General features: G+C 61.5%; 12 protein-coding genes. 10 read left to right on the top strand and 2 right to left on the bottom strand.

Going from position 1 to position 12,967, the window contains the following annotated elements; genetic code table 11:
• The 6 genes from SK50_RS19445 to hycI are packed head-to-tail and all read left to right on the top strand — an operon-like array spanning position 1 to position 4,823.
• Positions 1-924: a respiratory chain complex I subunit 1 family protein gene (locus SK50_RS19445; protein ID WP_017382801.1), complete on the top strand. Its 924-nt coding sequence runs from the start codon at positions 1-3 to the stop codon at positions 922-924.
• A gap of 15 nt (positions 925-939) precedes the next feature.
• On the top strand, positions 940-2,649 hold the full coding sequence (gene hycE, locus SK50_RS19440) for a formate hydrogenlyase subunit HycE (protein ID WP_015571690.1): 1,710 nt from the start codon (positions 940-942) through the stop codon (positions 2,647-2,649).
• 9 nt (positions 2,650-2,658) lie between these two features.
• On the top strand, positions 2,659-3,201 hold the full coding sequence (locus SK50_RS19435; protein WP_023295328.1) for a formate hydrogenlyase complex iron-sulfur subunit: 543 nt from the start codon (positions 2,659-2,661) through the stop codon (positions 3,199-3,201).
• Positions 3,201-3,968, top strand: coding sequence for an NADH-quinone oxidoreductase subunit B family protein (locus tag SK50_RS19430; RefSeq protein WP_023304316.1), 768 nt, complete (start codon positions 3,201-3,203; stop codon positions 3,966-3,968). Before SK50_RS19435 ends, SK50_RS19430 begins: the two co-directional genes overlap by 1 nt.
• On the top strand, positions 3,965-4,375 hold the full coding sequence (locus tag SK50_RS19425) for a formate hydrogenlyase maturation HycH family protein (RefSeq protein ID WP_023304315.1): 411 nt from the start codon (positions 3,965-3,967) through the stop codon (positions 4,373-4,375). Before SK50_RS19430 ends, SK50_RS19425 begins: the two co-directional genes overlap by 4 nt.
• Positions 4,368-4,823, top strand: a complete 456-nt coding sequence (gene hycI, locus SK50_RS19420; RefSeq protein WP_023304314.1) for a hydrogenase maturation peptidase HycI — start codon at positions 4,368-4,370, stop codon at positions 4,821-4,823. Before SK50_RS19425 ends, hycI begins: the two co-directional genes overlap by 8 nt.
• Before the next feature lie 88 nt (positions 4,824-4,911).
• On the opposite strand, the gene SK50_RS19415 is transcribed toward hycI, so the two are convergent.
• Both SK50_RS19415 and ascF read right to left on the bottom strand, forming a co-directional pair.
• Positions 4,912-6,336, bottom strand: a complete 1,425-nt coding sequence (locus SK50_RS19415) for a 6-phospho-beta-glucosidase (RefSeq protein ID WP_023304313.1) — start codon at positions 6,334-6,336, stop codon at positions 4,912-4,914.
• Between the two features lie 18 nt (positions 6,337-6,354).
• A complete protein-coding gene (gene ascF / locus SK50_RS19410) occupies positions 6,355-7,806 on the bottom strand; it encodes a PTS cellobiose/arbutin/salicin transporter subunit IIBC (protein WP_023295324.1) in 1,452 nt (483 codons plus the stop codon).
• Positions 7,807-7,995: 189 nt separating this feature from the next.
• Here ascF and SK50_RS19405 point away from each other — a divergent pair, with 189 nt between their 5' ends.
• From SK50_RS19405 to SK50_RS19390, 4 genes are all read left to right on the top strand, one after another.
• The gene (locus SK50_RS19405; RefSeq protein WP_322934345.1) at positions 7,996-9,033 is read left to right on the top strand and encodes a LacI family DNA-binding transcriptional regulator; all 1,038 of its coding nucleotides are present in this window, start codon (positions 7,996-7,998) and stop codon (positions 9,031-9,033) included.
• Positions 9,034-9,166: 133 nt separating this feature from the next.
• Entirely contained in the window at positions 9,167-9,712 is a 546-nt protein-coding gene (gene hydN / locus SK50_RS19400; protein ID WP_017382793.1) for an electron transport protein HydN, read from the top strand.
• Positions 9,713-9,718: 6 nt separating this feature from the next.
• A complete protein-coding gene (gene hypF / locus SK50_RS19395; protein ID WP_047716709.1) occupies positions 9,719-11,935 on the top strand; it encodes a carbamoyltransferase HypF in 2,217 nt (738 codons plus the stop codon).
• Position 11,936: 1 nt separating this feature from the next.
• Complete coding sequence (locus SK50_RS19390) at positions 11,937-12,959, top strand: HoxN/HupN/NixA family nickel/cobalt transporter (protein WP_017382791.1); 1,023 nt, start codon at positions 11,937-11,939, stop codon at positions 12,957-12,959.
• The last annotated feature ends 8 nt before the right edge of the window (positions 12,960-12,967 follow it).

The following is a 12,967-nucleotide window of genomic DNA, read 5'->3' as shown; positions in this document are numbered from 1 at the left end:
ATGAGTCTGTTACTGGCAATTCTTCAGGCGCTGGTGCTGTTCGCCGCCGCGCCGCTGCTGTCGGGCATCACGCGCGTGGCGCGCGCCCGGCTGCACAACCGTCGCGGGCCTGGCGTGCTCCAGGAGTACCGCGATCTCTTCAAACTGCTTTCCCGTCAGAGCGTCGCGCCGGACGCCGCAGGCTGGGTGTTCCGCCTGACGCCGTTTGTGATGGTGGGCGTGATGCTGACCATCGCCACCGCGCTGCCGGTAGTGACGGTGGGCTCGCCGCTGCCGGTGCTGGGCGATCTGATTACGCTGATCTACCTCTTCGCCATCGCGCGTTTCTTCTTTGCGATTGCGGGTCTGGATACCGGCAGCCCGTTTACGGGTATCGGCGCCAGCCGCGAGGCGATGCTCGGCGTGCTGGTTGAGCCAATTCTGCTGCTGGGGCTGTGGGTTGCCGCACAGGTTGCAGGCTCGACCCATATCAGTTTTATCACCGACACCGTTTACCACTGGCCGGTTTCACGTTCTCTCCCGCTGGTGCTGGCGCTCTGCGCCTGCGCGTTCGCCACCTTTATCGAGATGGGCAAGTTGCCGTTCGATCTCGCGGAAGCGGAGCAGGAATTACAGGAGGGGCCGCTCACCGAATACAGCGGCTACGGCTTTGCGGTGCTGAAGTGGGGCATCAGCCTCAAGCAGCTGGTGGTGTTGCAGATGTTCGTCGGCGTTTTCTTCCCGTGGGGGCAGATGACGCACTTCTCTGCGGGCGGCCTGCTGCTGGCCGTGGTGGTGGCTGTGCTCAAGCTGCTTATCGGCGTGCTGGTGATTGCCCTGTTTGAAAACAGCATGGCGCGCCTGCGTTTTGTTGAAACGTCACGCATCACCTGGGCCGGTTTTGGTTTTGCATTTTTAGCGTTCGTCTCCTTGCTGGTGGCGTGATTAAAGAGAGTGTTTATGTCTGAAGAAAAGAAAGGTCAGCAGTATCTCGCCGCGTTGCATCAGGCTTTCCCGGGCGTGGTGCTGGAGGAGTCCTGGCAAACCAAAGACCAGATCACCGTCACCATTAAGGTGAACTATCTGCCGGAAGTGGTGGAGTTTCTCTATTACCAGCAGGGCGGCTGGCTGTCAGTGCTGTTCGGCAACGACGAGCGTCAGCTGTGTGGCAACTATGCGGTGTACTACGTGATGTCGATGGAGCAGGGGGAGAAGTGCTGGCTCACCGTGCGCGTAGAGGTCGATCCGGCTAAACCGGAATACCCCTCCGTCACGCCGCGCGTGCCTGCCGCCGTCTGGGGCGAGCGCGAAGTGCGCGACATGTATGGTCTGGTGCCGGTTGGCCTGCCTGACGAGCGTCGCCTGGTGCTGCCGGACGACTGGCCGGATGAACTCTATCCGCTGCGCAAGGACAGCATGGACTATCGCCAGCGCCCGGCCCCGACCACCGACAGCGAAACCTACGAGTTCATCAACGAGCTGGGCAGCAAGAAGAATAACGTGGTGCCGATTGGCCCGCTGCACGTTACCTCCGACGAACCGGGCCACTTCCGCCTGTTCGTCGACGGCGAGAACATTATCGACGCCGACTACCGCCTGTTCTACGTCCACCGCGGCATGGAGAAGCTGGCGGAGACCCGCATGGGCTACAACGAAGTCACGTTCCTCTCTGACCGCGTGTGCGGCATCTGCGGCTTTGCCCACAGCACCGCCTACACCACCTCGGTGGAAAACGGCATGGGGATCGTGGTGCCGGAACGCGCGCAGATGATCCGCGCCATTCTGCTGGAGGTGGAGCGCCTGCACTCGCACCTGCTCAACCTCGGCCTGGCCTGCCACTTCGTCGGCTTTGACTCCGGGTTTATGCAGTTCTTCCGCGTGCGCGAGGCGTCGATGAAGATGGCGGAGATCCTTACCGGGGCGCGTAAAACCTACGGCCTGAACCTGATCGGCGGGATCCGCCGCGACCTGCTGAAAGACGACATGATCCAGACCCGCCAGCTGGCGCAGCAGATGCGGCGGGACGTGCAGGAGCTGGTGGACATGCTGCTCAGCACGCCAAACATTGAGCAGCGCACCGTCGGGATTGGTCGTCTTGACCCGGAAATCGCCCGCGACTTCAGCAACGTCGGCCCGATGGTGCGCGCCAGCGGCCACGCCCGCGATACCCGCGCCGATCACCCGTTCGTCGGCTACGGCCTGCTGCCGATGACCGTGCACAGCGAGCAGGGCTGCGACGTCATCTCCCGTCTGAAGGTGCGCATCAACGAGGTATTCACCGCGCTGAACATGATCGACTACGGCCTCGATAATCTGCCGGGCGGCCCGCTGATGGTGGAAGGCTTCACCTACATTCCAAACCGCTTTGCCCTCGGCTTTGCCGAAGCGCCGCGCGGGGACGACATCCACTGGAGCATGACCGGCGACAACCAGAAGCTCTACCGCTGGCGCTGCCGCGCGGCGACCTACGCCAACTGGCCAACCCTGCGCTACATGCTGCGCGGCAATACGGTCTCTGACGCGCCGCTGATCATCGGCAGCCTCGACCCGTGCTACTCCTGCACCGACCGCATGACCGTCGTGGACGTGCGCAAGAAGAAAAGCCAGGTGGTGCCGTACAAAGAGCTTGAGCGCTACAGCATTGAGCGTAAAAACTCGCCGCTGAAATAAGGACTCGCCATGTTTACCTTTATCAAAAAAGTGATCAAAACCGGCACGCAGACCAGCAGCTATCCGCTGGAGCCGATGCCGGTGGATAAAAACTTTCGCGGCAAGCCGGAGCACAATCCGCAGCAGTGCATCGGCTGCGCGGCCTGCGTCAACGCCTGCCCGTCGAATGCCTTAACGGTGGAAACGGACCTGAAAACCGGCGAGCTGGCCTGGCAGTTTAACCTCGGGCGCTGCATCTTCTGCGGCCGCTGCGAGGAGGTCTGCCCGACGGTGGCCATTCGCCTGTCTCAGGAGTACGAGCTGGCGGTGTGGAAAAAAGAGGACTTCCTCCAGCAGTCGCGCTTTGCGCTGTGCAACTGCCGCGTCTGCAAGCGTCCGTTCGCCGTGCAAAAAGAGATCGACTACGCCATCGCGCTGCTGAAGCACAACGGCGACGTCCGCGCGGAGCATCACCGCGAAAACTTCGAAACCTGCCCGGAGTGCAAGCGTCAGAAGTGCCTGCTGCCGTCCGACCGTATTGATATCACCCGCCATATGAGAGAGGCCAGCTGATGGAAAACCTACTGGGCCCGCGCGATGCTAACGGCATTCCTGTGCCGATGACGGTGGACGAATCCATCGCCAGCATGAAGGCGTCGCTGCTGAAAAAAATCAAACGCTCGGCCTACGTCTACCGCGTGGACTGCGGCGGCTGCAACGGCTGCGAGATTGAGATCTTCGCCACGCTGTCACCGCTGTTTGACGCCGAGCGCTTCGGCATCAAAGTGGTGCCGTCCCCGCGCCATGCGGATATCCTGCTGTTCACCGGCGCGGTCACCCGCGCGATGCGTTCGCCTGCGCTGCGCGCCTGGCAGTCTGCGCCGGATCCGAAAATCTGTATCTCCTACGGCGCCTGCGGCAACAGCGGCGGCATCTTCCACGATCTTTACTGCGTCTGGGGCGGCACCGACAAAATCGTGCCGGTGGACGTCTACATTCCGGGCTGCCCGCCGACGCCCGCCGCCACGCTGTACGGTTTTGCCATGGCGCTCGGCCTGCTGGAGCAGAAGATCCACGCTCGTGAGCCGGGCGAGCTGGACAACCAGCCAGCCACTCTCCTGCACCCGGATATGGTGCAGCCGCTGCGGGTGAAGATCGACCGCACGGCGCGCAGGCTGGCGGGCTACCGCTACGGACGCCAGATTGCCGACGATTACCTGCGTCTGCTGGGCCAGGGCGACCATCAGGTAGCGCGCTGGCTGGAGGCCGAGAACGATCCGCGTCTCAATGAGATCGTGGCGAACCTGAACAGCATTGTGGATGAGGCGCGTATCCGATGAGTGAAACGGTGGTGTTCAGCCAGCTGAGCCGTAAGTTTATTGATGAGAACGATGCCACGCCGGATGCGGCGCAGCAGGTGGTCTATTACAGCCTGGCGATTGGGCACCACCTCGGGGTGATCGACTGCCTTGAAACGGCGCTGAGCTGCCCGTGGCCGGAATACCTGGCGTGGATCGCCACGCTGGAGGAGGGCAGCGCGGCGCGGCGCAAGATGGAGGGCGTGCCGAAGTACGGCGAGATTGTGATCGACGCCAACCACATCACGATGCTCGCTAACGCCTTTGACGCGGCGCTGAGCGTACAAACCCCGGCGCAGCAGGCGTGGAGCAAAACGCTGCTCGGCATGCTGCACGATATTCATCAGGAGAGCGCCATCTACCTGATGGTGAGGAGATTACGTGACTGACGTTTTACTGTGTGTCGGCAACAGCATGATGGGCGACGACGGCGCGGGCCCGCTGCTGGCGGAAAAGTGCGCTGCGAACCCGCCGGGCAGTTGGGTGGTGATTGACGGCGGCAGCGCGCCGGAAAACGACGTGGTGGCCATTCGTGAACTGCGCCCGGACAGGCTGTTAATCGTCGATGCCACCGATATGGGGCTCAACCCCGGCGAGATCCGCCTGATTGACCCGGACGACATCGCCGAGATGTTTATGATGACCACCCACAACATGCCTCTCAACTATCTGGTGGATCAGATTAAAGACGACGTGGGCGAGGTGCTGTTTCTGGGCATTCAGCCGGACATCGTCGGGTTTTATTATCCGATGACGCCGCCGGTGAAAGAGGCGGTGGACGTGGTGTATTCACGGCTTACCGGGTGGGTTGGGGATGGAGGATTTCCTCAGCTCTGAGCAGTGCCGGGTGGCGCCTTCGCCTTACCCTGCCTACCAAACCCATCTCCCTCTCCCTGTGGGAGAGGGCTGGGGTGAGGGCAACAGGCTACGCCAGATCCCCCCCGTTACTCGCAATCACCTTCTTATACCACCAGAACGATTTCTTGCGCTTGCGGTCCAGCGTGCCGTTTCCGGCGTCGTCCCGGTCGACGTACACAAACCCGTAGCGCTTGCTCATTTCCCCCGTTGAGGCCGATACCAGATCAATGCAGCCCCAGGTGGTGTAGCCCAGCAGCGGTACGCCGTCCTCAATCGCGTCGCCCATCGCGCGGATATGCTCGCGCAGGTAGCTGATGCGGTAGTCGTCGTTGATCTCGCCGTTTTCATCAATAACGTCCTTCGCCCCGAGGCCGTTTTCCACCAGGAACAGCGGCTTCTGGTAGCGGTCGTACATCATGTTCATGGTGATGCGCAGGCCGAGCGGGTCGATACCCCAGCCCCACTCGCTCACCTGAATGTGTGGGTTACGCAGGGACTTCACGATGTTCGCCGCGCTGGTGTTGCTCGCGTTCATGTCCGCCGACGCGCAGCGCGAGGCGTAATAGCTGAACGAGACAAAATCGACGGTGTTTTTCAGCAGTTCATCGTCGCCCGGGTCTTTCACAATCACCACGCCTTTCTCGCGGAACACGCGGGCGGAGTAGGCCGGATAGCTGCCGCGCGCCTGCACGTCGATAAAGAACAGGTTCTCGCGGTCTTTCTCCAGCGCCATCCACACGTCTTCCGGCTTGCAGGAGTACGGGTAGAAATTGCCGCCCGCCAGCATGCAGCCGACCTGGTTTTCCGGGTTCACCTCGTGGGCAATTTTGGTCGCCAGCGCGCTCGCCACCAGCTCGTGGTGCGCGGCCTGGTATTTCACCTGATCTTCGTTTTCCCCTTCCTCAAACACCAGCCCCGCGCCGGAGAACGGGCTGTGCAGCATGATGTTGATTTCGTTGAAGGTCAGCCAGTATTTCACCAGCCCGTTAAACGCTTCAAAGCAGGTGCGGGCGTAGCGGGCGAAGAAATCCACCATTTTGCGGTTGCGCCAGGAGCCGTACTCCGTCACCAGGTGCATCGGCACGTCGAAGTGGCAGAGCGTGACCAGCGGCTCGATGTTGTACTTTTTGCACTCCTCGAACACCGCGCGGTAGAAGGCAATGCCTTCCTGATTCGGCAGCGGTTCGTCGCCGTTCGGGTAGAGGCGGCTCCAGGCAATCGAGGTGCGGAACACCGTAAAGCCCATCTCCGCCATCAGGGCGATGTCTTCTTTGTAGCGATGGTAAAAATCAATCGCCTCGTGGCTCGGGTAGAATTCGTCGTCCCGCAACGAAAACCGTTTTTCCTTGCCGACTTTTACCGCCAGACGGTTTGCGCCGTGGGGGATCATATCGACCGTCGTCAGTCCTTTGCCGCCTTCACGGTAAGCCCCTTCACTCTGGTTGGCGGCAAGCGCGCCGCCCCATAAAAATCCTTGTGGAAAAACAGACATTCTTACCTCGCTTTCAGTTTATGCTTCTGCTGCTTTGTTCTGTACCGGTGCGGTTTGCAGGGCGCGTGCTTTTTCGGCTTCGTCTTCTACCGGGATATCCTCAAACCCTAACAGCAGGGTCAGCACAAACGACAGCACCACCGCCAGACCCATCACGCCAAACACCCAGACGATGGTCATCGGGTTGGCCGGGTCGAAGAACTGCACGCTGGTGAACAGCCCCGGCGCCGCCATCGAGTGGCTGGCAAGACCGGCCATGCCCGCCACCGCGCCGCAGATAAAACCGCTGATCAGGCTCGCAATCAGCGGACGCTTCAGGCGTACCGCCACGCCGTACAGGGCCGGTTCAGAGATCCCCGCCATGATGGCGGAGGCCGCCGCGGCCAGCGCCGTCTGGCGCAGTTCCGGGTTTTTGGTTTTCCACGCCACCGCCAGCGACGAACCGCCGAGCGACAGGTTGGCGCCGATTTCCGACGGCATCACCATCCCTTCTTTGCCCGTTTCGGCAATGGTCTGGATGATGGTCGGCGTAAACACGCGGTGCATCCCGGTCATCACCAGCAGCGGCCACAGCGCGCCCATAATGGCAACGGAGAGCCAGCCCAGATAGCCGTGAATGGTGTAGACCAGCGCGGAGATGGCGCTGCCGATCCAGATCCCGAGCGGGCCAATCAGTACGATGGCGAGCGGGGCGGCAATCAGCACGATCAGCATCGGCTTGAGGAAGTTTTTGGTCACCGCCGGGGTAATGCGATCCACCCAGCGTTCGATGTACGACAGGCACCAGGTCATCACCAGGGCGGGGATCACCGTGTAGGTGTATTTCACCGCCGTCACCGGAATGAAGGCGAACTCAACGTGCTCGCCCTGCGCGGCCTTGGCCATCAGCTCGATAAAGCTCGGGTGAACCAGTACGCCCGCGATAGCAATCGCCAGCGACATGTTGGTTTTGAACTTCACCGCCGCGGATGCCGCCACCATCAGCGGCAGGAAGAAGAACGCGCCGTCGCCGATAACGGTCAGGATCGTCAGCGTCGGGTCGCCTTTGCCCAGCACGCCGGTCATCTCAAGGATCATCGCCAGCAGCTTGACCATCGACCCGCCGATGATCGCCGGGATCAGCGGAGACATGGTGCCGATCAGCGCGTCGAGGATCCCGGCGCCAACCCGGCGCAGCGTGAGCTTCTGTGGACCTTCCGCTACGGCAGGTTGCAGGTTGGCGGGCAGCAGGCTCACTACTTCACGGTATGCCTGGGACACGGTGTTGCCGATGATCACCTGACACTGGTTGTCGTTGCGCACCACGCCGAGCACGCCGCTGATGCTTTTCAGGCGTGCGGCGTCGGTAAGGCTTTCGTCTTTAAGAACGAAGCGCAGGCGCGTCATGCAGTGGGTGACGGCGACGATGTTCTCTTTACCGCCCAGCGCGCTGACAACGTCGTTTGCCAGCGCAGCGTAATTTTTTGCCATCGGATGTGATCCTGTTATCGTTGTGTGAAATGTAGGAAACCGGTTTCACATAATCATCATGAGTTTCTTTTAATGAAACAAGACCACTTTTTATGCATTTTTTCGTTTCGTGATGACGATCACTCGTGGCCGTAAAAAGCGTGATAACGCCGCTGGGACAATTTTTCTGCGGTGCAGTACACTGCGCCCATCAGGTTCAGACGGAATAATAATATGACCACGATGCTGGAAGTGGCGAAGCGGGCAGGCGTATCAAAAGCGACGGTCTCCCGGGTACTGTCGGGGAACGGTTACGTCAGCCAGGAGACGAAAGACCGCGTGTTTCAGGCCATCGAAGAGAGCGGGTATCGCCCCAATCTGCTGGCGCGAAACCTGGCGACCAAACGCACCCAGACCCTGGGGCTGGTGGTGACGAACACCCTGTACCATGGGGTCTACTTTAGCGAGCTGCTGTTTAACGCCGCGCGGATGACGGAAGAGAAGGGGCGTCAGCTGATCCTGGCGGACGGCAAGCACAGCGCCGAAGAGGAGCGCGAGGCGATCCAGTACCTGCTCGACATGCGCTGCGACGCGGTAATCATCTATCCGCGTTTTCTGAGCGTGGAAGCGCTGGACGAGATCATTGAGAAATGCGAGCAGCCGATCATGGTGCTCAACCGCCGTTTGCGGAAAAACAGCAGTCACAGCGTCTGGTCCGATCATAAAGCGTCGTGTCAGGACGCAGTATCGCAGCTGATCGCGAAAGGCCACCGGGAGATTGCGTTTATCACCGGTTCGCTGGATTCCCCCACCGGGGTGGAGCGTCTTTCCGGCTACAAGGACGCGCTGGCGCAGCACGGGATTGCAGTTCGCGACGCGCTGATCGCCGAAGGGAAGTGGAACCCGGCCAGCGGCGCGGCGGCGGTCTCTCAGTTGCTCACCCGCGGCGAAACGTTTACCGCGCTGGTGGCGAGTAACGACGACATGGCGATTGGCGCCATCAGGCAGCTGCACGAGAGCGGCGTCGCCACGCCGGGCGCAGTGTCCGTCATCGGCTTTGACGACGTGGCAATCGCGCCCTATATCGTGCCGTCCCTCTCCAGCGTGCGTATTCCGGTAACGGAGATGATTCAGGAGACCATCAGCCGTATGATTTTCATGCTCGACGGCGGTGAGTTTAAGCCTCAGCAAACCTTCTCCGGCGAGCTTATCCTGCGCGACTCCGTCATTGACGGCCCGCATCGCTGACGTCGACATCTGTCATCGTCACTAATGACGATGACAGATCCTTCTCTTTTAAATTTCCCTATAAAATCAAAGCATTAAATATTGGCACGGTTTATGAATAGCTTCGCGCATAACAGTTATGCCGGAGAAGCAGATGAACCGTTTTATTATGGCCGATGCCAGCAAATGCATTGGTTGCCGTACCTGTGAAGTGGCGTGCGTGGTGTCCCATCAGGCAGAGCAGGATTGCGCCTCTCTCACCCCTGATACCTTCCTGCCGCGCATCCACGTCATTAAAGGCGTGAATATTTCTACCGCCGCTATCTGTCGCCAGTGCGAAGACGCGCCGTGCGCCAACGTCTGTCCGAACGGGGCGATTAAGCGCGAGAAAGGCTTCGTGCATGTGATGCAGGAGCGCTGCATCGGGTGCAAAACCTGTGTGGTGGCGTGTCCGTATGGCGCGATGGAGGTGGTGGTTCGCCCGGTGGTGCGCAACAGCGGTATCGGGCTGAGCGTACGCGCGGAGAAAGCCGAAGCCAATAAATGTGACCTCTGCTACCACCGCGATGCCGGTCCGGCGTGTATGGAAGCCTGTCCGACGCATGCGCTGGTCTGCGTCGATCGCGACAAGCTCGAACAGATGAGTGCCGAAAAACGCCGCCGCGCGGCGTTCGACACCTCATCATCGCTGCTGTTTTAAATTGCGATGCGCGTTAACGGCGTACAGCTTCGGGTGCGCGGCAAGGTGCAGGGGGTAGGATTTCGTCCCTTCGTCTGGCAGCTTGCGCACCAGCTGGGGCTGGCAGGCGACGTCTGCAACGACGGAGAGGGTGTCCTGGTGCGTCTCGCGGGCAGTGGGGGTGACTTTACCGCGAGACTGCGCCAGGACTGCCCACCGCTGGCGCGCATCGATCGCATTGAAACGCAGCCGTTCAGCTGGACGACGCTGCCGGATGAGTTTGTCATCCGCCACAGCGAGAGCGGGGCGATGGACACGCAAATCGTCCCGGATGCCGCCACCTGTCCCGCATGCCTGGTGGAGATGCGCGATCCCCGCGAACGTCGCTACCGCTACCCGTTTATCAACTGCACCCACTGCGGGCCGCGGTTTACCATTATCCGCGCCATGCCCTATGACCGCCCGGCCACGTCAATGGCGCCATTCCCGCTCTGTGTGCCCTGTGAAACGGAGTACCGCAACCCGGCTGACCGGCGTTTTCACGCCCAGCCGGTGGCCTGCCCGGATTGCGGACCGCAGCTGGAGTGGCGAGCCGGGGAGGCTGCTGCCACCCGCGAATCGGCGTTAAGCGCGGCGGTGGCGATGCTGGAAGGCGGCGGGATTGTGGCGGTCAAAGGGCTGGGCGGTTTTCACCTGGTCTGCGACGCGCTTAACCCGCAGGCGGTTCGGAAATTACGGGCACGCAAGCAGCGCCCGACCAGGCCGCTGGCGGTGATGATCCCGCATGCGGACGATCTGCCGGAGGCCATCCAGACGCTGTTACGTTCACCCGCTGCGCCGATTGTGCTGACGCCAAAAGCCTGCCTTCCTGCGTTTCCTGAGGAGATTGCGCCGGGGCTGGATACGGTCGGCGTGATGCTGCCTGCGAACCCGCTCCAGCATTTGCTGATGCTGGACTGCCAGCGCCCGCTGGTGATGACCTCCGGCAACCTCAGCGGCCATCCACCCGCCATAAGCAACCAGCAGGCGCTGGAAGAACTCAGTGACATCGCTGACGGCTTCCTGCTGCACAACCGCGACATCCTGCAACGGATGGATGATTCAGTGATGGACCAGGAGGGCACGATGCTGCGTCGCGCACGCGGTTTTGTGCCGGATGCCATCACATTGCCCGCCGGATTCCGCGACATCCCGCCCATGTTATGCACCGGCGCGGAGATGAAAAACACCTTCAGCCTGGTGCGTGGCAACCAGGCGGTGCTGAGCCAGCATTTTGGCGATCTGAGCGACGAGGGGGTAGAGGCGCAGTGGCGCAGTGCGCTCTCGACGATGCAGGACATCTACGCCTTTCAGCCTGAGCGCGTGGTGTGCGATGCCCATCCGGGTTATCACGCCCGACTGTGGGCCCGGGCGCAGGCGCTGCCCGTTGAGACCGTGCTGCATCATCATGCGCATGCGGCAGCGTGTCTGGCGGAGAATGGCTGGCCGCTCAACGGCGGGGATGTTATTGCCCTGACGCTGGACGGGATCGGCATGGGCGAGAACGGCGCGCTGTGGGGCGGCGAGTGCCTGCGGGTGAACTATCGCGACTGCGAACGGCTGGGCGGTCTGCCAGCCGTTGCGCTGCCGGGGGGCGATCTGGCGGCAAAACAGCCGTGGCGCAATTTGCTCGCCCACTGTCTGGCGTTCGTACCTGACTGGCAGCAGTACCCGGAAACAGAGGTGGTACAGCGTCAAAACTGGCCGCTGCTGGCAACGGCTGTGTCGCGCGGTATCAATGCGCCGCGGGCCTCCTCCTGTGGTCGTCTGTTCGACGCCGTGGCCTGTGCGCTGGGCATTGAAACGCAACGCTATGAGGGCGAAGCCGCGTGCCGGCTGGAGGCGCTGGCCGAACGCTGCGCAGGGGTTGATCATCCGGTGACGCTCCAGACGGATAACCTTGCGCTGTTCTGGCAACAGTGGCTTACCTGGCGGGCGGAACCCGGCGAGCGTGCCTGGGCTTTTCACGATGCGCTGGCAAAAGGGCTGAGCGAACTGGCGGCAACGCATGCCCGCCGACGGTCGCTCTCTACGGTGTGCTTCAGCGGCGGCGTCCTTCACAACCGCCTGCTGCGCGCGCGCCTTCGTCATTACCTTTCTGATTTCACGCTTCTTTTTCCTTCGCGCCTGCCCGCAGGCGACGGAGCGATCTCCTTCGGGCAGGCGGTGGTTGCTGCCGCCCGATCATGTTCACAAGGGATTTAAAATGTTACGACTTTTACGCAATGAACCTCGTGCAGCGTGCCTGCTGCTGGCTCTCGGGATGGCTAACCTGCTGGCCTGGGGGCTGGCGTGGCACACCTTTAGCGGCAGTACGGTGCTGATGGCGGCCAGCCTGCTGGCCTGGTGTTACGGACTGCGTCATGCGGTGGATGCCGACCATATCGCCGCGATTGATACCGTGACGCGTAAAATGATGCAGCAGGGCAAGCGCCCGTCCGGCGTGGGCGCATGGTTTTCCCTCGGACACTCCACCATCGTGGTGCTGGCCTCCATTGCCATCGCCGCGACCGCCACGGCATTTCAGAAGAATATGGCGTGGTTTCACGAGACCGGCAGCCTGATCGGCACGGCGGTGTCGGCAACCTTCCTGCTGGCGATGGCGCTGGTGAATATGGTGATCCTGCGCGGCGTCTGGCGCAGTTTTCAGGCGCTGAAACACGGCAATCCCGTGCAGGGCGACATCACGCTGCCTGCACAGGGCGGCGTCATGAACTGGCTGTTCGGCAAAACCTTCCGCCTCGTCAATAAAAGCTGGCAGATGTACCTGGTCGGTTTCCTGTTCGGCCTGGGGTTCGACACCGCCACCGAAATCGGCGTGCTGGGGATCTCCGCCGCCAGCGCCTCCAGCGGGATGTCGGTGTGGTCGATCATGATCTTCCCGGCGCTCTTCGCCAGCGGCATGGCGCTGGTCGATACGCTCGATAACCTGCTGATGGTGGGTGCCTACGGCTGGGCGTTTAACAAGCCGCAGCGCAAGCTGTACTACAACATGACCATCACCGGGACTTCGGTGGTGGTGGCGCTGTTTATTGGCGGCCTGGAAGCGCTGGGTCTGCTGATGGACAAGTTCTCCCTCAGCGGCGGCGTGTGGGATCTGATTGGCGCGGTGAACGATAACCTGGGCGACGCCGGATTTGTGGTGGTCGGGCTGTTTGTCGCCTGCTGGCTGATCTCGATGGCGAACTATCGCTGGCGCGGTTATGACGCGCTGGTGGTGCGCCCCTGACGCTGAAA

The organism is Enterobacter sp. BWH64 (assembly GCF_001037645.1).
Taxonomy (GTDB): Bacteria; Pseudomonadota; Gammaproteobacteria; order Enterobacterales; family Enterobacteriaceae; genus Enterobacter; species Enterobacter hormaechei_C.
Note: the sequence above shows the minus strand (reverse complement) of the source record. Positions and strands in the feature narration are given on the sequence as shown.

What these genes read in the sequence shown, in the direction of transcription:
- SK50_RS19445 (WP_017382801.1), top strand. Translation starts at nt 1, where the DNA reads ATGAGTCTGTTACTGGCAATTCTTCAGGCGCTGGTGCTGTTCGCCGCC.
- hycE (WP_015571690.1), top strand. Translation starts at nt 940, where the DNA reads ATGTCTGAAGAAAAGAAAGGTCAGCAGTATCTCGCCGCGTTGCATCAG.
- SK50_RS19435 (WP_023295328.1), top strand. Translation starts at nt 2,659, where the DNA reads ATGTTTACCTTTATCAAAAAAGTGATCAAAACCGGCACGCAGACCAGC.
- SK50_RS19430 (WP_023304316.1), top strand. Translation starts at nt 3,201, where the DNA reads ATGGAAAACCTACTGGGCCCGCGCGATGCTAACGGCATTCCTGTGCCG.
- SK50_RS19425 (WP_023304315.1), top strand. Translation starts at nt 3,965, where the DNA reads ATGAGTGAAACGGTGGTGTTCAGCCAGCTGAGCCGTAAGTTTATTGAT.
- SK50_RS19415 (WP_023304313.1), bottom strand. Translation starts at nt 6,336, where the DNA reads ATGTCTGTTTTTCCACAAGGATTTTTATGGGGCGGCGCGCTTGCCGCC.
- ascF (WP_023295324.1), bottom strand. Translation starts at nt 7,806, where the DNA reads ATGGCAAAAAATTACGCTGCGCTGGCAAACGACGTTGTCAGCGCGCTG.
- hydN (WP_017382793.1), top strand. Translation starts at nt 9,167, where the DNA reads ATGAACCGTTTTATTATGGCCGATGCCAGCAAATGCATTGGTTGCCGT.
- hypF (WP_047716709.1), top strand. Translation starts at nt 9,719, where the DNA reads ATGCGCGTTAACGGCGTACAGCTTCGGGTGCGCGGCAAGGTGCAGGGG.
- SK50_RS19390 (WP_017382791.1), top strand. Translation starts at nt 11,937, where the DNA reads ATGTTACGACTTTTACGCAATGAACCTCGTGCAGCGTGCCTGCTGCTG.